General features: G+C 51.6%; 18 protein-coding genes. 16 read left to right on the top strand and 2 right to left on the bottom strand.

Annotated elements, in window-relative coordinates:
- Window positions 1-4: 4 nt before the first annotated feature.
- The 4 genes from BGK68_RS12650 (at window position 5) to BGK68_RS12635 (ending at window position 6,137) form a co-directional block, all read left to right on the top strand.
- Window positions 5-2,476, top strand: a complete 2,472-nt coding sequence (locus BGK68_RS12650; RefSeq protein WP_083657799.1) for a TonB-dependent receptor — start codon at window positions 5-7, stop codon at window positions 2,474-2,476.
- Window positions 2,477-2,644: 168 nt separating this feature from the next.
- Window positions 2,645-3,349 carry an ABC transporter ATP-binding protein gene (locus BGK68_RS12645; RefSeq protein ID WP_075257384.1) on the top strand — a complete coding sequence of 235 codons (705 nt, stop codon included), beginning with the start codon at window positions 2,645-2,647 and terminating at the stop codon, window positions 3,347-3,349.
- A gap of 8 nt (window positions 3,350-3,357) precedes the next feature.
- Window positions 3,358-4,764 (top strand): DUF3526 domain-containing protein, encoded by a 1,407-nt coding sequence (locus BGK68_RS12640; protein WP_075257383.1) that lies wholly within the window; start codon window positions 3,358-3,360, stop codon window positions 4,762-4,764.
- Window positions 4,764-6,137 (top strand): DUF3526 domain-containing protein, encoded by a 1,374-nt coding sequence (locus tag BGK68_RS12635; protein ID WP_075257382.1) that lies wholly within the window; start codon window positions 4,764-4,766, stop codon window positions 6,135-6,137. The genes BGK68_RS12640 and BGK68_RS12635 overlap by 1 nt, the downstream gene beginning before the upstream one ends.
- Window positions 6,138-6,281: 144 nt before the next feature.
- On the opposite strand, the gene BGK68_RS12630 is transcribed toward BGK68_RS12635, so the two are convergent.
- Complete coding sequence (locus BGK68_RS12630; RefSeq protein WP_075257381.1) at window positions 6,282-7,232, bottom strand: LysR family transcriptional regulator; 951 nt, start codon at window positions 7,230-7,232, stop codon at window positions 6,282-6,284.
- 158 nt (window positions 7,233-7,390) lie between these two features.
- On the opposite strand from BGK68_RS12630, the gene BGK68_RS12625 reads away from it, so the two are divergent.
- The 12 genes from BGK68_RS12625 to BGK68_RS12570 all read left to right on the top strand — a co-directional run bounded on the left by BGK68_RS12625 (window position 7,391) and on the right by BGK68_RS12570 (window position 19,799).
- On the top strand, window positions 7,391-8,092 hold the full coding sequence (locus BGK68_RS12625; RefSeq protein WP_075259809.1) for a Rieske 2Fe-2S domain-containing protein: 702 nt from the start codon (window positions 7,391-7,393) through the stop codon (window positions 8,090-8,092).
- On the top strand, window positions 8,082-8,945 hold the full coding sequence (locus tag BGK68_RS12620; RefSeq protein ID WP_075257380.1) for an aromatic ring-hydroxylating oxygenase subunit alpha: 864 nt from the start codon (window positions 8,082-8,084) through the stop codon (window positions 8,943-8,945). Before BGK68_RS12625 ends, BGK68_RS12620 begins: the two co-directional genes overlap by 11 nt.
- A 7-nt stretch (window positions 8,946-8,952) precedes the next feature.
- Window positions 8,953-9,945: a PDR/VanB family oxidoreductase gene (locus BGK68_RS12615; protein WP_075259808.1), complete on the top strand. Its 993-nt coding sequence runs from the start codon at window positions 8,953-8,955 to the stop codon at window positions 9,943-9,945.
- Window positions 9,946-9,955: 10 nt separating this feature from the next.
- Window positions 9,956-10,603, top strand: coding sequence for a glutathione S-transferase family protein (locus BGK68_RS12610; protein ID WP_075257379.1), 648 nt, complete (start codon window positions 9,956-9,958; stop codon window positions 10,601-10,603).
- Between the two features lie 24 nt (window positions 10,604-10,627).
- Window positions 10,628-11,680 carry an aromatic ring-hydroxylating oxygenase subunit alpha gene (locus tag BGK68_RS12605; RefSeq protein ID WP_075257378.1) on the top strand — a complete coding sequence of 351 codons (1,053 nt, stop codon included), beginning with the start codon at window positions 10,628-10,630 and terminating at the stop codon, window positions 11,678-11,680.
- Window positions 11,681-11,699: 19 nt separating this feature from the next.
- The gene (locus BGK68_RS12600; RefSeq protein WP_075257377.1) at window positions 11,700-12,737 is read left to right on the top strand and encodes a xylose isomerase; all 1,038 of its coding nucleotides are present in this window, start codon (window positions 11,700-11,702) and stop codon (window positions 12,735-12,737) included.
- A 56-nt stretch (window positions 12,738-12,793) separates the two neighbouring features.
- Window positions 12,794-14,140 (top strand): nucleobase:cation symporter-2 family protein, encoded by a 1,347-nt coding sequence (locus tag BGK68_RS12595; RefSeq protein ID WP_198937195.1) that lies wholly within the window; start codon window positions 12,794-12,796, stop codon window positions 14,138-14,140.
- 147 nt (window positions 14,141-14,287) lie between these two features.
- On the top strand, window positions 14,288-15,091 hold the full coding sequence (locus tag BGK68_RS12590; RefSeq protein WP_143433035.1) for a hypothetical protein: 804 nt from the start codon (window positions 14,288-14,290) through the stop codon (window positions 15,089-15,091).
- 115 nt (window positions 15,092-15,206) lie between these two features.
- Window positions 15,207-16,313, top strand: coding sequence for an S-(hydroxymethyl)glutathione dehydrogenase/class III alcohol dehydrogenase (locus BGK68_RS12585; RefSeq protein WP_075257374.1), 1,107 nt, complete (start codon window positions 15,207-15,209; stop codon window positions 16,311-16,313).
- A gap of 12 nt (window positions 16,314-16,325) precedes the next feature.
- Entirely contained in the window at window positions 16,326-17,168 is an 843-nt protein-coding gene (gene fghA / locus BGK68_RS12580; protein ID WP_075257373.1) for an S-formylglutathione hydrolase, read from the top strand.
- Between the two features lie 417 nt (window positions 17,169-17,585).
- Window positions 17,586-18,689 carry an aromatic ring-hydroxylating oxygenase subunit alpha gene (locus BGK68_RS12575; RefSeq protein ID WP_075257372.1) on the top strand — a complete coding sequence of 368 codons (1,104 nt, stop codon included), beginning with the start codon at window positions 17,586-17,588 and terminating at the stop codon, window positions 18,687-18,689.
- A gap of 24 nt (window positions 18,690-18,713) precedes the next feature.
- The gene (locus tag BGK68_RS12570) at window positions 18,714-19,799 is read left to right on the top strand and encodes a sugar phosphate isomerase/epimerase family protein (protein WP_075257371.1); all 1,086 of its coding nucleotides are present in this window, start codon (window positions 18,714-18,716) and stop codon (window positions 19,797-19,799) included.
- A gap of 261 nt (window positions 19,800-20,060) precedes the next feature.
- Here the strand turns inward: BGK68_RS12570 and BGK68_RS12565 are convergent, their stop codons facing one another.
- Window positions 20,061-20,174, bottom strand: coding sequence for an integrase core domain-containing protein (locus BGK68_RS12565; protein WP_343652494.1), 114 nt, complete (start codon window positions 20,172-20,174; stop codon window positions 20,061-20,063).
- Window positions 20,175-20,179: the final 5 nt, after the last annotated feature.

The following is a 20,179-nucleotide window of genomic DNA, read 5'->3' as shown; positions in this document are numbered from 1 at the left end:
ATTCATGCACTCAGCGCAAACTGCCGGCACCCCAGCCCGCCCCCTGCAAAGCCGCAAAGCAAGTAATCCCTCCCGCTTCTTGAAGTGGAGCGCACTGACCATCGCGCTGAGTCTGGCGTATGCACCACAGCTGGTTCAAGCACAAGCGGCCTCTCAACAAGCTGCCGCCGCGCGCAGTTTCAATATTCAACCTGGGCCGCTACGAGGCGCTCTTGAGCAATATGCACGCACCACAGGCGTGAATGTGGCCTACGATTCGGCCATTGTTCAGAACGTCAACACCACCGGCGTTTCCGGCACTTATTCTCCGGCAGATGCACTGGGCGTGCTCCTCAGGGGTAGTGGCGTCGAAGCCATTCCCCAGCCAGATGGGGGCTTTGCGCTACGCAATCCGCAAGCTGCTCAACGCGGCGATGGACAAGCCCCCTTGCCGGCCATCACGGTGACATCCAACACAGACGCAGAGAAATCGACCTTCGCCGGCGGCCAGGTCGCCAGGGTAAGTTCGCTCGGCCTTTTGGGAAAAAAGAGCTTTCTGGACGTTCCATTCAGTGCGGTCAGCTTCACCTCGAAGCTGATTCAAGACCAACAAGCCACTAGTGTTGCTGACATCCTGACCGGTTTGGACCCATCTGTGCGAGCAGCCATTGGCAATAGCAATCGCTATGACGCCTATACCATCCGCGGTTTTCGCGTCCCCAATAGTGATGTGGCTCTGAATGGCTTGTACGGCCTTCTGCCCAACTACCGAATCGGCTCGGACTCCGTGGAGCGCATCGATTTGTTGAGAGGTCCGAGTGCCCTGCTCAACGGCATTGCACCTGGCGGTAGTGTTGGCGGCGCCGTCAACATCATGACCAAGCGTGCAGGGGATGAGCCGTTGACTGAAGGCACATTGGAATATTCTTCCAAATCGCGAAAAGGCGTCCATGCCGACTTGGGGCGCCGCTTCGGGGACGACAATCAGTTTGGGGTTCGTATCAATGCAGCTGTGCGTGATGGCGACACACCATACGATAACCAGTCCATGCGGACGAACTCTCTTTCTGTCGGGGCAGACTACAAGAGCCGCCGCCTCCGTATCGAAGGCGACCTGATTTATCAAGACGACTGGATGAGAGCTCCCGAGCGTGGTTACAACGTGGCAGCGGGCGTACGAGTCCCGTCCGTCCCGGATGCCAATATCAACGTCAGCCAGGTCTACGACTTTTCCGACACCCAGAGCACCACCGGCTTCGGCAAAGTCGAGTACGACCTGACGGATGATGTCACTGCTTATGCCACTCTCGGCGGTAACAAGTTCAACTTCAACAAACGCGAATCGCCTGGCGGGACCATTACCACCAATAGCGGTACGGTCAGCACTGTTTCCACGGCGCAGTTCGGTAGCTACGAGACGTACACCGGTGAAGTGGGATTCCGCGCGAAATTGGCGACCGGTCCCGTCCGCCATGAAGTGTCGGTTAGCGCCAACCGTATGCATCAAACGTACCGTTTGGGACAGACGGCTTATGCCACTTACCTGACCAACATCTACAATCCCGTAACACTGCCGCAGCAGACTGTTCCGCTGGCTGCAACCACGTACGGAGAAGGTCCGGCGAACGAGGTTACGCTGCAGAGCTATGCAGTGGCAGATACGCTGTCATTCGCCGATGGTCTGGTGCAGCTGACGGGTGGCCTGCGTCGTCAAAACGTGGAATCGCAGACGTATGCACCGACGACTGCAGCAATCACACGGAAATACGACAGCAGTGCTACGACTCCTATGGTCGGCATTGTCGTGCGCCCGACCAAGACTCTTTCTCTCTATGCAAGCTATATCGAGGCTTTGACCCAGGGACCACAACCGCCGGCCAACGCTGTCAATAGCGCCGACGTGTTTGCCCCATTCAAGACCAAGCAATATGAGATGGGCGCCAAGGTTGATTACGGCACGTTCGGTGCGAGTGCCAGCATTTTCCAAATTACCAGCCCGGTCGGCATTACAGACCCGACTACGCGGATTTATAGCCTGGATGGGGAACAACGCCACCGTGGCCTTGAATTCTCCGGATTTGGCGAAGTTGCCCGTGGTGTTCGTCTGCTTGGCGGCATTACCTTCCTCGACGCGAAGCTGACCCAAACGGCTGGTGGCACAAACAACGGCAAACGTGCCATCGGCGTTCCCCGTCTTCAGGCCAACCTGAGCGGTGAATGGGATGTTCCGCAAATCGCAGGCCTGACCTCCACAGCACGCGTCGTTCACACCGGACAAACTTACCTGGACGCTGCGAACACTCAGTCGGTTCCTAGCTGGACACGCTTTGACCTAGGGGCTCGATACACGCTACAAACTTCGTCGAAGAATCCGGTTACCTTGCGCGCCAACATCACCAACTTGTTCAATCGTCATCATTGGGAAGCCAATCCAAGCGGCTACCTGCTCGTCGGTTCCGCGCGTGCTTTGACGCTAACGGCATCAGTTAATTTCTAAGAAAAGTAGCGGGAGCGCATTCTTATGTGCGTCCCCAGCTCTACCTGCCAGCCCCTTTAATGGGGCGGTTTCATTACTCCGTCCGATGTTCTACGTGCGGCGCCGCTCACCCCTTCTGCGCAGCCCCCGAGACAATGCCGCCCTTCCCTACCCGGAGCTTCCGTTCTGATGATTTCCATTAAAGACCTTGTAGTGCAGCGAGATAAGAAAACCGTTCTGCACAAGTTAAACCTTGAGATTAATACAGGCTCCGTTTATGCCCTGATGGGTGGTAATGGCGCCGGAAAAACTACGACCATCAACACTCTTCTTGGCTTCATAAAGCCATCTAGTGGCGACATCCAGATTGACGGTGTGCATCTGAAAGAAGGCAATTCGCTCAGGGCTTTGATTGCCTACCTTCCCGAGAACGTGGCCCTCTATCCGTATCTCACAGGCATTCAGAATTTCCAGTATTTCTGCACCCTGGCAAAAGTAAACGTCAGTGACCGCGAGGCGCACCGGATGCTGAGCGATGCAGGCCTGGACGAGCGTCATCATTTACGAAACGCTGGCCTTTATTCGAAAGGGATGCGTCAAAAAGTCGGTCTCGCCATTGCCTACGCCAAACACGCAAAAGTGATGCTGCTTGATGAGCCCACCTCCGGTCTGGACCTGGCAGCCGCGAACGACTTCGCGGTACAAATCAAGAATGCGGCAAGCCGAGGAATGGCCATTCTGATGGCTACGCATGATTTACAGAATGCTCGCCAGGTGGCAGACCAGGTGGGCATCATGCGGAACGGTTACTTGGTGGATGAGTTCAAGATGGCCGACGTCGGCGCCGATGAGTTGGCACAAAAATATCTTCAATTTTCCCAATCTGCGCCATGATGAAAGCCATGTTGAAGAAGGAAATCACATCCGTCCTTAAGGACGGAAGATTTCGCGTTCTGGCTCTGATTATTCTGCTGTTATCAGCATCACTTCTACTCGTCTCGGAGCAAAAATACGGCGCCAGCGCGAAGGAACGGGTAGCCATCGACCAAGCGCTTCGAAAGCAATGGGAATTCCAAGGTGACAAGAACCCCCACCGGGGAGCTCACTTCGGACAGTATGTGCTCCGCCCGGAGAACCCTATATCCATCCTCGAACCGGGCCTGACGGCGGTATCCGGTCAAGCCCTTTATATCGAGCCGCACATCCGTAACGTCACTCGATTCTCGCCAGCCGCGGACGAAACCATAGCGTCGCGCTTCGCCCAGCTATCCCCGATGCTTCTGCTCTATGCACTTCTCCCGCTGATGCTGATTGCCATTGCCTTTAACAGCGTCAGCCTGGAACGGGAGCAAGGTACGTTGCGCATGATGCATGCACTTGGCGTCTCATCCGGCCGGCTGCTGGCAGCCAAGCTCCTTGCCTCCCAGGCGGCAATCTGGATGGTGTTGCTGCCAGTGGGGATTGTGGCCGGCATCTTGCTTTCTTATTTGCCTGGAAACGGCGCCGAAATGTGGCCACGCCTTGGTGTTACTGCTGCGAGCTACTTTGCATACCTTTGGATATTCGGCTCTCTGTGCATCGGCGCATCCGCACTGTTCAAACGGAGCCGCACTTCTCTCATCTTCATGTTGCTGTTTTGGCTGGTCATGGTAATGACGATGCCACGCGTGGGCACGGCCATCTCGACTCAGATTGTCCAAACACCATCTGCAGAAGAATTCTGGAGTGACATCAAAACCGATACCGAAGACGGGCTCCCAGGGGACGGCACGCAAACGGCCCGAATGAAACGTTTTGATGAATCACTGCTGAAGAAATACAACGTCAACTCGCTCGATGCCCTGCCTCTTGGCGTCAATGCGCTACGCCGTCTTGAGCGCGACGGGTACGCAGAACGCGTGCAGGACGTTCACTTCGCATCTCTGTGGCAGAAATATATGCAACAGAAGTCCCTGGCCTTCTTGGGCTCTGGCTTTAGCCCTGCGGTAGCAATCAAGAACGTCGCGATGGCAATGGCGGGGACCGACCTGGATAGCCAACATCACTTCGAGAGCGCCGCAGAGAAGTATCGCCGGGAGGTGAACACGCTAATCGACAAATGGGATATCGAGAATTCGCAAGGCGTCACATCCTTCGACTCCCGATATGCCGGCAACAACGTCTGGCAGCTGGTGCCGAAGATGAAATACGTCCCCATGAGCTTTGCTCAGGGCCTGCACAACTTATCGAGCGAATTTACCGTCATTGCTGCCTGGCTAGCCGCAGCCACTTTATTTCTGATTTTCGCAGCGAGGAGATTGAAACCGTGATGAGACTCATCTCAAGTGAATGGCGCCGCTTCCGCCATGACCGCACCAATATGATTATTGCTCTGGTGACCGCTGCCATTCTGCTTCTGAGTGGAATATTGGCTGGATTTGATGCCAAGGAGCGCCGTGCGGAAGCCAGTTATCAAGACTCCGTACGTGCCTCCGTCGTTGAGCGACTCGCCGGAAGTCTTACCCCGGATGACAAGCCCATTAAGGCGCAGCCATTCAATATCAATCGCCTGGCCGGCGCCAACGTAAAACTGGCGCTGGGGCATGGACTTGTTCTTGGCAGCAGCCGCTTTGATGCCCTCACCAGCGACACCCGTGTGGGAATTGAATCCCGGCATGTCGACGGTCGGCGAGACGGTGGATTGTCCAATCCGTACCTGGCGTCTTTGGGAGCACTAGACCATGGCGTAGTCGTTACGGTGCTCCTGCCCTTGGTGTTGTTTGCCCTGAGCTTCGGCCTTGTCAATGAGGACCGGGAACAAGGGATTTGGCGTTTTGTTGTTTCCCAGGCTGACAATGAGTGGCGCATTCTTGCAGCAGCCCTCTTCATCCGGATTGTTGCTTTGACCGCTATCGAGGCCGCGGCTGCCGCACTGGCGCTAAGCATCGATTCCGCTGGGAGGTTGTCCGTTTTAATCTCCTGGTTGCCGGACGTATTTGGCTACGCGCTTTTCTGGGGAGCCTTGGCAGCAGTTCTGATACTTCTGACCCGGTCTTCCAGCGCCACGATGGTTGCCATGCTTGGCGCCTGGATTATCGGTATCTTTGTCATTCCGACGATGGTCGGCGAGCTCGCGAAAAGCGAGAATCCAATGCCATCCCGGTTGGCTACCTTGGTCGAGATGCGGGGAATTCAACAAGATGCCGAGGACCATGCCGAAGAACTATTGAGCCAATGGTACAAAGAGCACTCGCTACCCGAGCCAATCACCGAATGGCCAGTCTCCACGGTGCCTCGCTATCTCTCGCAGGACAATCAATACCGTCCGCTTGCCTACCGATTTGACGTTGCTCGTACCAATCAGTGGAATTGGATGTCGAATTGGTATTGGCTACTCCCCAACATTGCGCTCTTGGGCAAGGCTGAAAGCTTGGCCGGCATCAGCGCCAACGACTATCAGGGGTATGTTTCGCGAGTGAATCAATACGAAGATACTTGGCGAGCTATGTTCGTGCCAAAGATTATGCGTTTCGAGACAGTGACTCGGAAGGAGTTTCTCTCGCTGCCTTCGTTGACATATGCTCCAGAAAACTCAGGCACCAACACCCGCTTGGTCATAACGATCCCGGTCTATACCAGCGCTCTGCTCATGCTGGCCATTGCGTTCCTGCTCCGCCGTCGCTTGTCGCCCGCTACGGATTGATAACCGAAGCTCACCGCAACCTTGAAAAGCCGCTACGTTACTAACGTAGTGGCTTTTTCTACGCGCCCAAAAAGCGCCGAGCAAAGGCAATAGAGCAGTTCGCCCCCCAATTCTTCATCATTTCAAAAATCTCGAATGACCTGATTAGCCGTTAGCTTGAGCCGAGGAATATCCCACGTAAGGATTATAAGACTCCAAGTTTTGAATACTCTGCGCCAGCATTTCAACGAATTCCTGCAACTTTCTCGTCCGATAGCGCTGAAGTGGATATGCACAGTAGATCTTGGTCCATTCTGGCTTCCAGTTCTGAAGAACTGGAACAAGTGTTCCTTGTAAAACCTCCGGTTGAACAAAGAAATCTGGCAGAGCAGCAATTCCAAAACCGTCGAGACAATAAGTTTTCATAACCCAATAATCATTCGTCCAAATCCCCCCCTTAGACAGTTGTGGTTGGCTGTGTTTTTCGCTGTGCAGCATAAGCTTTTGATGTGTTCCTCGACCAGACAAGATAATCGCATCATGATTGGACATTTCGATAGGTGTCGCGGGTACTCCTTTACGGCTCAAGTAAGAAGGGCTCGCATACAAACCATAGCTAATTCTGCCCAGTAGCTTTCCCACCATATTCGGAATATCCGGCGGAACAGAACATATGTAGCAATCAACTTCATCTACAGAAAGTGCATCGGGTCGTTGAGCGACATCCAAGCGAACCTGAACGTTCGGATGCTTCTCTTTAAAAAGGCGCCCCACATGACAAGCGTAAGTAGTGCTGAAGACGCTGTCTGCCAATATCGAAAGCGTTCCTGTCACACCACTATTCATCTCCTGCACCTGAACGCGTGCAGTATCGATACGCCCAGTCAATTCCGCAAGCATTGCTTCACAGTGTGCATAGAACACGCGACCAGCTTCCGTAGGAGCCATCCCCCGGGCTCTTCGAGACAATAGAGAGGAGCCAAGTGTCTTCTCAAGGGACAAAATTTGTCGGCTCAAGGTCGCTTTTGAAATCCCACTTACTTCTTCCGCCTTGGTCAGGCTACCGCATCGCAACACCAATGCGAAAGCCTCTATCAGTCGCAGATCAATCTGCATGCCTAGTCTCCGGTTATTTCATTTTTTAAAAAAGTTTATATCACGAGAGCTTTCCAAAAATGAAAAGGATGTTTTTGGAAGACATCTTTCTCATCGTTTGTCACTACGTTAAGTTTCTAATCGGCTTGAGACGGCCGAACACACAACGTAGAGGAAACATGAACGAGCAACTTCATTCAACACTTTCTGCACCAGACAAAGCTCGCTGGTGCCCAGTGATCCCATCAGCCGATTTGCCGGCATCGGTAAACGTCACCCTCGGATTCCTCAATGGAGAAGAAGTCGCTTTGTGGCGCGCCGACAATGGGGCCCCTCAAGCATGGCAAAACAAATGTCCACATCGGGGGCTCCGCTTTACGTTGGGTCGAGTCATTAATAATCGGCTCTCCTGTGCCTATCACGGCTGGGAGTATCAAGCTGGCGACGGTCGCTGCGTTAGCATTCCCGCCCATCCGCAAATGCCAGCACCACGCAATATCTGTGCCAGCACTTTCTATGTCGTTGAATCGGATGGCATGGTTTGGGTCAGCAAAGAAGATCCACGGACTCCCCCACCGACCTTCGCTTCGAAGACATATCTGCGGACCATGGGTATTCGCGCGCCACAAAAGGTCGCGGAAGAAGTTTTGGAGAAACGCTCTTGGCGCCCGGTCGCACCTGCCGTTTTCCGCGGAACCGTAGGTGACCACACCGCCTTCGCTTACCTGGCCAAGAGTGGAGACGAGCTCGTTCTGCTGCATGTGGCAGTCGATGCAGCAGCGGACGCAGTATCGTTTCAGAGTGCGCACGCACAACTGAAAAAGCTGCGGGGCGAGATTGAAATCGCGTGGAAAAAACAAGGAGAGCTACATGCAACTTAGTATCAATGACACCAACGTCGTGAATGATTGGCTCACAGTGGGCCCAGCCAAACGTCTGCTAGGTCGAAACAAAGAGCATCCCTACACGACTCGCCTGCTCGAAGAGGAGGTGAAAATCTGGCGTGATGACGATGAACAGCTTCACGGCACGCTCGGTGGCGAGTTTGTTCACGTCCAAGAACAATATGACTATCTCTGGGTATGCGCCGGGATTGAACCTAATCGCTTCTTTGCATTTCCAGAGTTCAGTGAGAAAGGCCGCCGAATTGTCGACTGCGACGGCGTAGGGGTCTCAGTGTCTGGGCTCCGGATGATTGAAAACTTCTTGGACATGGGTCATTTTCCATTCGTCCACGCTAGCTACTTAGGCGAAGTACCGAATACCGAAGTTGCACCATACACCGTTGAGATTGATGAAGAGAACGGAGAAATTTGGGCTCGCGAGTGTCGATTCCTACAACCTAAGACGTCAATGAGCGCAAAGGCTCCATTAGAGGTTCAGTACCAGTATCGCGTGATGCAGCCGTTCTCCGCAATACTCTATAAAACAGCATTCACTCGCCCAGGCGAAATGGATGCATTGGCCCTGTTGGTTCAGCCCATCAGCGAGACCGAAATTATCGCCTATTGTCTGTTGGCCTATTTCGACGACGAATCGTCCGATAACGACTTGATTTCGTTCCAGCACACCATTTTTGCTCAAGACAAGCCAATTCTGGAAAACCAAGTCCCGAAGCGTCTTCCGCTCCATACGGGCGTAGAGATTCCTACACGCTGTGACGCCGCATCCGTGGCGTATCGGCGTTGGCTGAAGAGCCGCGACATGCGCTACGGCGCCATCGCAAATGCGTGAGGACGATATGACTCTCGACACCATTCTCCCCAAAAATGGTCGCGCTAGCTTTCGAGTTCTTAGAAAGTGGCCGGTAGCAAGCGAAATCGTTGGAGTAGAGCTTGTCCCACTCGACGGAGCGAGCCTCCCAGTTGCCCCAGCGGGATCGCACATCGAGATTGTTCTGCCAAGTACCGATGGTAAACCGCTCATTCGTCACTATTCGCTTTGCAATTCGCCTTCCGAAAGAGACAGCTATCTTGTGGCTATTAAGCGAGAACCGACATCCCGCGGAGGATCGGCCTACATTCACGAAGTGCTAACGCCGGGTCACGTCGTCGAAGTTAGTGAGCCTCGAGATCAATTTCCCTTGGTTGAGGATGCTAGCCATCATCTTCTATTTGCTGGGGGAATTGGAATTACTCCACTCCTTTCGATGGCGCAAAAACTTCACTTGGAAGACCGTCCATTCAAGCTAGTGTATTTCGCACGCACGCTTGACCATGTGGCGTTTCCGAATCGACTTGAAAACCTTGGCCGCACAGTTCAACTTCAAATTGGATACTCGCCTGAGGACACCGAAGAATCCATTAAGGCAGCGCTTGCAAGCGCAGGATCAAACACGCATGTGTACGTGTGCGGACCAGCTCCCTTCATCTCGACCGTCGAACGTCTTTCGAACGAGACGGTGGGTCCCGATAGATTCCACTGTGAACACTTCGGCGCAGCGCCAGTTGCGACTGGATCGGCCGACAAGGAATTCGAGGTCGAGCTGGCCAAGTCCGGAAAGATCATCCGTATAAAGCCTCACCAAACAATCATCCAAGCATTAGAGGAAACCGGACTTCGTCCGGAAATCTCCTGCGAGCAAGGTGTATGTGGAACTTGCCTAACGCGTGTGCTCGCTGGTGAGCCAGATCATCGTGACAGTTACCTTAGTGCTGCAGAAAAAGCTGCCGGAAAACAAATCCTGATATGCGTGTCACGATCAAAATCTGAACGCATCGTACTCGACATCTAAAGAAAATCTCATGCAACTCTTTGACTATGAATTGTCTGGAAACTGCTACAAGGTGCGTTTCCTACTGCACGCGTTGAAAGTCGAATATGACCGATATCCGCTGAATTTCCATCCTGGAAAGGAACACAAGGCAGATTGGTTTATCGAGAGGTGCAATCCACTCGGCCAAATTCCTGTACTTGAGGACCAACAGCTTTATATTCGCGATGCACAGGCGATCCTTGTGTATTTGGCGAGCAAGTACGACAGAAGCCGAACCTGGTATCCAGATGATCCATTGATTCGTGCGCATGTTCAAATTTGGCTTTCGACAGCCGACGAAATTACGCGAACTGCGTCCGCGGCACGTCTACATGACGCACTAGGCTATAACTTCGATATTGAATCGTGCAGAAAAGGAGCCAAGGCTATTTTTCGTGTGATGGATGATCACCTCGCTGAACTTCACTTCCATGGGCAGCAGTGGCTTGCCGCCACAAAACTGCCAACCATCGCAGATATCGCATGCTTCCCATACGCTGCACTAGCACCCGAGGGAGGGGTATCGCTTGACGAATTCCCAGCACTTAGGAGATGGATCTCTGATTTCCGCAGCCAGCCTCGCTTCATTGGTATGGCAGGAATCATGGCGCCAGCATTGACGGCCGACACCAACTAAAACGATATATTTTCGGAGACCTCTATGAGCAAGCCTCTCATTGAAGACCGCACCTTCTTGCGGCATTTCTGGCATCCGGTATGCACGCGTGCCGAGCTTGAATCTGCAAATCCATCCGGCCTAGGCCCGCATGCCGTGGAGTTACTAGGCGAGCAGCTCGTTATTGCAAATTTGAACGGCGAGATAGTCGCCATGAATGACCTCTGCCCCCATCGTCACGCAGCTCTTTCAAAGGGGCGAGTCAACAACGGAACTCTTCAGTGCGCATATCATGGCTGGCAATTTGATAACGGTGGTAATTGCGTTCGAATTCCAGCATGTCCCGAACAGCCCATACCGCGTCGCGCTTGCACTTCTAGCTACGATTGTGTCGTCAAGTACGACATTGTTTGGGTGCGTCTGGACAGCAGTTGGAACTGCACAGACATTCCTTACTTCAGCGAATGGGACCAGCCTGGCATGCGCCATATCGTAGTCCCTTCTTACGAATGGAAAACTGGCGCCGAACGACGTTGGGAGAACTTTACTGATCTATCCCATTTCGCCTTCGTTCATCCAGGAACTCTTTACGATCCAGCTTATGACCGCCCGCCAATCCCAGTTGTGGATCGTGTTGACTCGGAGCTGCGCTTCGAAATCGAACCACCACCAGAAATGCTTGAGAATCTTCCGGAGAACGCGCCTCTTGGTTCATTTACCTATCGCTGCACCATGCCGTTCTCAATCAACTTGAAATTGCGGTTATATCGGGATGACTCCGTATTTACTTTGTGGACGACAAGCTGCCCAGTATCCGACGACCGTTGCCGCAATTTTCTGATTATCTCGCGCGAGGCGAAAGATAACGATCCAGACCATGCGCACGCAGCCTTCCAGAAAATCGTTTTGGACGAAGACCAACCAATCATCGAGTCGCAGCGCCCCAAGACCATCACGATGGAAGAACTTTCGGTAACGACAGATAAGGTATCCAACCAATACCGGAAATGGTTGCGAGAACTTTCTCTTGCAGCTACCGAGGGAAAAGAGGCATTCATGCGCTGTCTCAAAACAACAGTTCTCGAGAAATCTCAATAAACTCAAAAAAGGAACGCCAATGAAAATGCCATTTTCTCTGGGATGCAATGGCCGAGGAGTCGTGCATCTTGAAGGTACGCCGATCAGCGTTGATGAGCAATTCAGCATGATCAAATCTTCCGGCGTCTATGATCACTTCGACCGTATGCCCCAACCTGGAGAAGAAAAAGAATACATTCGAGCAGCAAACAAGTATGGCATCCCGCTCAGAACCGGTCTGTGGTGGTACGTCTCTGGTCGGGATGAAGATCTACTGGAAAAAAATCTTCGCATCAGCAAAGAAGCTGGCACAGAGTTTCATGACGTGATGCTGCATCTCTGCAACGCACAAGGAAAAATTGTCAGTGATGATGAAATCGTGGCGTTCTATCGACATGCTTACGACCTAGGCGCTCGCATTGGCATTGAAATCGGATTTGAAAATCACATTTACATGTGGTCCGAAGATCCTCGCCGTATTACCCCCATTGGCCAGCGGCTGGCCAGGGAAGGACTTCCATTCAAATTTGTTCTTGACCACAGTCACGTACTTATAAAAGTAGACAACGTTGAAGAGCAAGACATCATCGGAATTCGGAACGATGTCGAATCAGGGAAGCTGGTAATTGACCCGTACGAGCAAGGAAACGTCATCGATGAGTGGATCGAAAACAACTGGGTGCACTGGTTGCAAGTTCGACCGGTTTCGCCGAACGGGCCGAAGAACATTTGGGCAATCAAGAATCCGAATGAGTACATCGGTGGTGCATATGGCCGTCCTTGCCAATATCCTTTTACGAAGCCCCGTCCTGGTGAATGGCATTCGCAGTGGCACGCGTATCGGCTAGAACCGTGCAAGGAAGTGGTGAGAAAGATGTTCAAGCATCACCATCTGAATCGTAGAAGCCCTCTTCGATATATCACCACAGACATGATTGACATGGCGGACTACGGTGAGAATGCAAAGTATTCGTTGTTTGACCAAAACGTGGCAATTGCTGAATGGATCCGTAGCACCTGGGATGAAATTTCCTCCCAACCGTTGCCGCAGGAAGCCACGATTAACAAAAATGACTAGACATAAATTAATGGCACCTCGGCGCCATTAATTAGCAAGCAATTGAAAGCTCTACGATGAATACATTGGATTCCACTTTAGAATCTGTCCGTCCTTTGAGGCTGATTCTCCTAGCAATACAGCACGTGCTAGTTATGTATGCTGGAGCAATCGCCACGCCGTTAATTATTGGCGCAGCGCTGAATCTTCCTAAAGAACAGATCGCCTACCTTATCAATGCAGATCTTATGGCTGGTGGATTAGTCACATTAGTTCAGACTGTCGGTTGGCGTGGGTTCGGCATTAGATTGCCAATCATGATGGGGGTTACATTCACCGCAATCGGACCCATGATCGCAATTGGTAGCAACCCAGAAATGGGGCTACAAGGTGTCTATGGCGCCACAATTGCGGCCGGCCTATTCGGTTTAATCGTGGCACCGTTCGTCGGAAAATTGCTGCGTTTCTTCCCGCCTATCGTCACCGGCATCGAGATTCTATTGGTTGGACTTTCCCTCATGGGAGTCGCTGCGACGTGGGCTGGTGGTGGATATGGAAGTGCCGATTTTGGTGGTCTTTTGAATCTAGCTATTGCGGGCTCGGTATTACTTTTCGTACTACTCCTGGTACGTAAAGATAGAGGCATGCTGTCGTCACTGTCGATATTGCTGGCGCTCATTTTTGGAGTACTCCTTTCCCTAGCACTTGGAAAGGTTTCGTTTGACGGTTTAGCTGACGCTCCTTGGATTGGCGTTATTACACCTCTACATTTCGGCATGCCGACAATCAGCTTCTGGGGTGTAGCTGCAATGTGCGTAGTCATGCTGGTGACCTTTATCGAATCAACCGGTATGTTCCTTGCTGTCGGAGAAATTGTAGGAAAACCAGTGTCACAAAGGGATTTGGTTCGAGGCTTCAGGGCCGATAGCATCGGCAATGTAATCGGAGGATTTTTTAACACCTTCCCATACACCTCCTTCGCACAAAATGTCGGTTTGGTGGCAATGACAGGCGTTCGCAGCCGCTGGGTCTGTGCAGTCGGGGGCATCATTTTAATTTTGCTAGGGATGTTGCCGAAGCTTGCCGTAGTTGTGGCATCTGTCCCACCTAGCGTTCTTGGTGGCGCAGGTATCGTGATGTTTGGCATGGTCGCAGCCAGTGGTGTCCGTACGCTTACCAAAGTAGATCTTAGCCGCCATCAAAATCTCTACATCATTGCTATTAGCGTAGGCGTCGGGATGCTTCCGGTCGTCTCCGAGAAATTCTTTTCCAAGATGCCAGGAGCGATTGCTCCAATCCTAAGCAGTAGCATTCTTCTGGCCGCGATTACCGCAGTCATCTTGAATCTATTTTTCAATGGTGTTGGCTCTACTCAAGAGGCGGAGAAAGCAGCATTGGAAACGGCGCGCACGGAAACAATCTAACCGGTTGTAGCGATGTAGTTGTGGTGTGTCTCTTCTCCTGCGCTCGCAGATCATCCCGGGCCAGGAGTTTTTTCCCTTAGATAGCCAAATGCCATCCTTCTTTTATGAGGGCGGGACTAACTCAACCTTGCATAACAGAGAAAACTCATGACCTGTATTTCAATGCGTGTTTTGGCGCTTTCTGCACTTACCTTTCTTGCACTTCCAGCATGGAGCGCAGACTGGAGCACTACTGACTTGGAATATCGCTACGGTACGCAATACAACGACAACGGAGGAACTGGCGGTCCCCACATAGCAAAACACATGCTGCAGGTACAGAACGCGAGTGGATTTAGCCTAGGTCGCAGCTACTTTTTCCTATTAATGTCAACTGCCGATAATGCGGACAACAACTCCGGTGACCTTTACAGCGAAGGCTCCGCAACGCTCAGTTTGAGCAAGATCGCCGGACAAAAAATAGCATTTGGCCCTATCAGCGACGTTGGCCTGACTGGTGGATACAACTTTGGGTCCCGCAACACTACCTATGGACCAAACACGCGAGCACTGCTGTTCGGCCCAACCTTTGACTTCTCGTTGCCCGGCTTCAGTATTGCAAGCATCGACGTACTTGCATATCGGGACAACGGACGATATAGCGGATTCGGAGGTGGTCGAATTTGCGGTCAAGGAAACACTACATATCAAATCACTCCGTACTGGCTTAACCAATTCACGGTAGGGCGTGCACGCTTTGAATTCGGCGGCTACACCGATTTCATCGGTTCACATGGCACTTGCTCGCAACAAATTTTGACGGAGGTCCAACTAAGGTTGGATGTAGGTGAGTTTTGGGGTGTGCGCGACAAATTCTTCGCCGGCATCGAGATTCAACACTGGCGGAACAAGTTCGGCGTTTCAGGAGTGAAAGAAACTGTTCCTCAGTTGGTTCTACGCTGGCGTCTCTGATGATCTCATTCATTATCGGCAATCCCATTTCATCAAATATCTCAGTTCGGGCTCACACAAGCATCATGGGAAGCTAAAACGCGACCCTATCTACTACTCAAAGGAGAAACGCAAAATGAAGACAAAAGCAGCAGTTGCATGGAAAGCAGGCGCCCCACTGACGATCGAAGAAGTCGAACTTCAAGGTCCGAAAGCAGGTGAGGTTTTAGTCGAGCTGAAGGCTACTGGCATCTGCCATACGGACTACTACACCTTGTCGGGCGCAGATCCAGAAGGAATCTTTCCTGCTATTCTCGGCCACGAGGGTGCCGGCGTAGTAGTTGATATTGGCCCAGGTGTAAAGACGTTGAAAAAGGATGATCATGTCATTCCCCTCTATACACCCGAGTGTCGTGAATGCAAATTCTGCCTTTCAAAGAAAACGAATTTATGCCAAGCCATCCGGGCCACTCAGGGGAAAGGATTGATGCCGGATGCTACCAGCCGCTTCTCCATTGGAGGCAAGCCACTGTTCCACTATATGGGAACCTCCACGTTCTCAAATTACATCGTAGTACCCGAAATTGCGCTGGCAAAAATCCGCTCGGACGCACCTTTCGATAAGGTCTGTTATATCGGATGTGGTGTCACAACAGGTGTTGGCGCGGTACTGTTCTCCGCGAAGGTTGAGGCTGGCGCGAATGTCGTTGTATTTGGACTCGGAGGGATCGGCCTCAACGTAATTCAGGCTGCAAAGATGGTAGGCGCAGACAAAATCATCGGGGTCGATATCAATCCAAAGCGCGAAGAGATGGCTCGAAAATTCGGTATGACACACTTCATCAACTCGAAGGGAGTCGAAAACGTCGTTGACTCTATCGTTCAGTTGACCGACGGCGGTGCCGACTACAGCTTTGAATGCGTAGGCAATACCAATTTGATGCGCCAAGCACTTGAATGCACTCACAAGGGATGGGGTAAATCGTTCATTATCGGCGTAGCTGCGGCAGGACAGGAAATCTCCACACGTCCGTTCCAACTGGTAACTGGACGCGAATGGCGCGGTTCTGCCTTCGGAGGCGCCCGAGGTCGTACAGATGTTCCAAAGATCGTGGACTGGTATATGGAGGGCAAGCTCAACATCGACGACTTGATTACTCACCGGTTGTCTTTGGAGCAAATCAACGAAGGCTTTGAATTGATGAAAGCAGGTGAGTCCATCCGCTCTGTGGTCATCTACTAACTTGAGGTCGCGATGTTTGAATTGATAAGCGAACATGCATGCTTCGGCGGCGTTCAACGATTTTATAGACATCATCCGAAATCCATCGGACTACCGATGCGGTTTTCAGTATTCTTCCCGCCCGCCGCCAAAAATGGGCCCGTACCTGCCCTTATCTATTTGGCGGGTCTGACTTGCACAGAGGAGACTTTCGTAACGAAATCTGGAGCTCAGCGGAAGGCATCCGAGGCTGGAGTAATGCTGATCTCTCTGGATACGAGCCCACGCGGCGCGAACGTTCCAGGTGAATCCGAGAATTGGGACTTGGGCGTTGGAGCAGGATTTTATGTCGATGCAACGCAAGCTCCCTGGTGCACAAATTATCGGATGTACAGCTACGTACTGGAACTGCGACAGTTGTTGTTGGACGATTTTGCCGTCTCTCCCGGTGCTATAAGCATCATGGGGCACTCAATGGGTGGGCACGGCGCCTTGGTGCTAGCACTACGTAATCCAGGAATGTTCAAATCGGTGTCAGCAATTGCCCCAATTTGCGCACCGAGCCAGTGCCCTTGGGGAGTTAAAGCATTCAGCACCTACCTAGGCACGGCCAATAAAGACTGGCTTGAATATGATGCTAGCGCATTGATGGCCAAACTGAGGCGTCCATATCCTGCTGGTATTTTGGTGGATCAGGGTACCAGCGATAAATTTTTGGTCGAGCAGCTATCACCGTCATCTTTGGAGATAGCGTGCGAAACCGCCAACCAGCCACTTCAATTGCGGCGATTCGTTGGATATGACCACGGTTACTACTTTATCTCGACAGTGATCGATGACCATCTTATGTTTCATGCAGAAGCATTGGATTCATGAAGATCTCAATACACTTCCACGCCGGTGAATTGAGCCTCCTCTGATTCCGCCCTCATAAAGAGGCCCGCTTGCGGGCCTCTTTTTATATGTCCATGCAAAAGACCGTGAACAACCTTAGCGGTCTCGTAACCATCCTATTTCTAGGACTAGGCATTTCATTTTTGCACCGAGCCTTCTCATAAAGCCTCTTACTCGGCATCGCCATATGGTCTTAAATACCAGTGTTGCGTTTCGTGCATTTAGCCGGATTGCAGCGCGAACGAATCGAAATACACATATCCAATAACGGAGACATTTATGAACAAAATTATTTACATATCCACATCCTAGCCGCCTGCCTCTAGGAGAGGTCCACATCCTTTAACCCAAGTGAATTATTTATCAAAGCAGCCTTTAAGGTCTGCATGAAAGGGCAGCATGCAACAATCAGCAATCTTTCAGGACAAAAGCTATCTGCGGCATTTCTGGCATCCGGTATGCACTGTAGAAGAATTGGAGAAAGCAAAACCATCAGGCGTTGGTCCGATAGCTGTAAAGCTTCTCAATGAACAGATAGTGGTCGCCAAGCTCCCGAGTGGATATGTCGCAATGCATGACCGATGCGCTCATCGCTCCGCAAAGCTTTCGGCTGGTGCCGTTAATGGCGATAGCGTGCAATGTCCCTATCATGGCTGGGAATACGATGCCGAAGGAAAGTGCAAGTTTATTCCCGCGTGCCCCAGCGCCCCTATCCCGTCGAAGGCAGTGGTAAAAAAATTCGATTGCGCGGAGCGATATGGCCTTATTTGGGTGAGACTAGACTCCAGTTTCGAATCAACGTCAATTCCTTACTTCAGCGGAGCTGACAATAAGAAACTTCGTGTCGTGGTGCAAGAACCCTACTGGTGGGATGCTACTGCCGAGCGTCGCTGGGAGAATTTCACAGATTTTTCACATTTCGCGTTTGTTCACCCCGGGACACTCTTTGATCCTAACAATGCGGCGCCTCCCATCGTTCCGATGGATAGAGTTAATGGGCAGTTCAGATTCGTCTACGAAACGCCTCCAGGGATGGACGTACCTGACGAAGCACCCATTGGTACGTTTAGCTACACGTGCACCATGCCATTTGCAATCAATCTCGAAGTACGGAAATACACCACTGACTCCATCCATGTTTTGTTCAATGTTTCTTGCCCAGTTGATGACACCAGAACAAAAAATTTCCTGATTTTTGGTCGAGAAAAAAGTGATGACTCTGATCACATGCATATTGCTTTCAACAATTTGGTTTTTGCAGAAGACCAACCTGTCATCGAATCGCAGTGGCCAGCCGAAATCAGCACTGACGAAGTTTCCGTCTCAACCGATAAGGTCTCCCTGCAATATAGAAAGTGGCTTCGTGAACTTGACCAAGCGAGCAGACAGGGGCGCGATGCTTTCCGTGAAGCGTTACTGACTCCGCAAATCGAAAGCGGCCGCGCCTATCCAGATGCAACCGGTACACACCAACCACCGTGGACTGAGTGCGTTAACCGCTAAGACAAAGAAACCAAGGAGAAGGTAATGAAGAAAATGTTTTTGATGGCCTGCGCAGGGCGGGGCGTAATTCCGTCCTCCATGGCTGCTCCAGTTTCTGACACGGAATTACCGATATCAGAGCAGCTTAGGATATTAAGCGAAACAGGATTGTGGGATTTCGTCGACCGTATCCCTGTTGATGACAAGCAGCTTGATGAATATTTAGCCGCAAGCGAAAAATATGGTCTTCCTATTCTATCGGGCAGCTGGACCTATGTACTTGGACAAGATGAACACGTAATGGCCTCGAATCTTGAGCGGGCTTACCGTGTTGGATCGAAATATCACAACCTGATGATTTGGTCGAAGCATGCGGACGGTCACTACGTGACCGACCAAGAGGTCGCGGACTCCTACCTGCGTGTTTATGACCAAGCCAAAAAGTACGGTATCAAGGTTTCATATGAAGGCCACGTCGATATGTGGTCCGAAGACTTTAGACGAGTGAATAAGGTCGCTGAAATAGTTCGAAAGCGCGGAATCCCATTTCATTTCTGTATGGACTATAGCCACTGCATCTTCAAAATTGGCAATGAAGAAGAACATGCCGTCTCACAAATGAGAGGCGATGCGGAGGCAATTCGTCGTTTAGACCCATTCAATCCCGACAGCTTTGCCGATGACTGGCTGAATCAGAACATGGTTACTTGGGCTCAGGTCCGTCCTGCGGCCCCCAATGGCCCTCGGAATTGGTGGGCATTTGAAACCGGGCCATGGGACGGCTTGGGATATGATCGCCCTGGTCGGGGCATTCAATATCCGTTCTCTAAGCCAAATCCTGGTGAATGGCATACAGAGGCCTGGCATGCTCACGCGCTCGCCTGCACACGTGAGTTGGTCAAGAAGGTTATCGACCATTACCTTTCTGTTAGCGACTCGTCAATGGAAATCATGACGATCGACAACATCAATCTTCCTTCTTACGGAACAGGCTGGAGATACAACATGTTTGCGGATAGTTGTTTAGTTGGGAAATTCGTACGGGAACTCTATGCCGAACGTGCCGCCGTTTTTGAAGCAAAGCGAAAGGCCCATAGCGAAAAAGCATTTGTCGACCAATACCGACCGTGATTTCTCTCCACCAAGGATAGATCCTTCCTCATTCGCACATCGGATTCACCTAGTTCCAACACCGCTGTTCTGCGAGTAGAGTTGGTCCAGAACCAGCTTTATGTAAAAAGCCCACAGAGAAATCTAGTGGGCTTTTTCTAGCTTCAATTCTGCTTCTTAGAGACTAGATCTGCGAGGCACCTCTCCCGTCAATTTTTTCTTGGGCATTGCTGACCGAAAAGAGAAGGAGCTTGTGTAATGACCCAGCGAAACCTGCTCAAGTTATGCGGCTAAAGCAAACGCCTCAGCCGGTGTCTTCATGCCCAGCGCCTGATGCGGCCGGCGGTGGTTATAGAAGCCGATCCAGTCACCAATGATGCGACTGGCGTGCTGCAATGTTT

The organism is Herbaspirillum camelliae, assembly GCF_001929405.1.
Taxonomy (GTDB): domain Bacteria; phylum Pseudomonadota; class Gammaproteobacteria; order Burkholderiales; family Burkholderiaceae_D; genus Herbaspirillum; species Herbaspirillum seropedicae.
This window is presented reverse-complemented; position numbering and strand designations above follow the sequence as displayed.

Excerpts from the sequence above, each read along its gene's own strand:
- BGK68_RS12650 (WP_083657799.1), top strand. The coding sequence starts at position 5 with ATGCACTCAGCGCAAACTGCCGGCACCCCAGCCCGCCCCCTGCAAAGC.
- BGK68_RS12645 (WP_075257384.1), top strand. The coding sequence starts at position 2,645 with ATGATTTCCATTAAAGACCTTGTAGTGCAGCGAGATAAGAAAACCGTT.
- BGK68_RS12640 (WP_075257383.1), top strand. The coding sequence starts at position 3,358 with ATGTTGAAGAAGGAAATCACATCCGTCCTTAAGGACGGAAGATTTCGC.
- BGK68_RS12635 (WP_075257382.1), top strand. The coding sequence starts at position 4,764 with ATGAGACTCATCTCAAGTGAATGGCGCCGCTTCCGCCATGACCGCACC.
- BGK68_RS12630 (WP_075257381.1), bottom strand. The coding sequence starts at position 7,232 with ATGCAGATTGATCTGCGACTGATAGAGGCTTTCGCATTGGTGTTGCGA.
- BGK68_RS12625 (WP_075259809.1), top strand. The coding sequence starts at position 7,391 with ATGAACGAGCAACTTCATTCAACACTTTCTGCACCAGACAAAGCTCGC.
- BGK68_RS12620 (WP_075257380.1), top strand. The coding sequence starts at position 8,082 with ATGCAACTTAGTATCAATGACACCAACGTCGTGAATGATTGGCTCACA.
- BGK68_RS12615 (WP_075259808.1), top strand. The coding sequence starts at position 8,953 with ATGACTCTCGACACCATTCTCCCCAAAAATGGTCGCGCTAGCTTTCGA.
- BGK68_RS12610 (WP_075257379.1), top strand. The coding sequence starts at position 9,956 with ATGCAACTCTTTGACTATGAATTGTCTGGAAACTGCTACAAGGTGCGT.
- BGK68_RS12605 (WP_075257378.1), top strand. The coding sequence starts at position 10,628 with ATGAGCAAGCCTCTCATTGAAGACCGCACCTTCTTGCGGCATTTCTGG.
- BGK68_RS12600 (WP_075257377.1), top strand. The coding sequence starts at position 11,700 with ATGAAAATGCCATTTTCTCTGGGATGCAATGGCCGAGGAGTCGTGCAT.
- BGK68_RS12595 (WP_198937195.1), top strand. The coding sequence starts at position 12,794 with ATGAATACATTGGATTCCACTTTAGAATCTGTCCGTCCTTTGAGGCTG.
- BGK68_RS12590 (WP_143433035.1), top strand. The coding sequence starts at position 14,288 with ATGACCTGTATTTCAATGCGTGTTTTGGCGCTTTCTGCACTTACCTTT.
- BGK68_RS12585 (WP_075257374.1), top strand. The coding sequence starts at position 15,207 with ATGAAGACAAAAGCAGCAGTTGCATGGAAAGCAGGCGCCCCACTGACG.
- fghA (WP_075257373.1), top strand. The coding sequence starts at position 16,326 with ATGTTTGAATTGATAAGCGAACATGCATGCTTCGGCGGCGTTCAACGA.
- BGK68_RS12575 (WP_075257372.1), top strand. The coding sequence starts at position 17,586 with ATGCAACAATCAGCAATCTTTCAGGACAAAAGCTATCTGCGGCATTTC.
- BGK68_RS12570 (WP_075257371.1), top strand. The coding sequence starts at position 18,714 with ATGAAGAAAATGTTTTTGATGGCCTGCGCAGGGCGGGGCGTAATTCCG.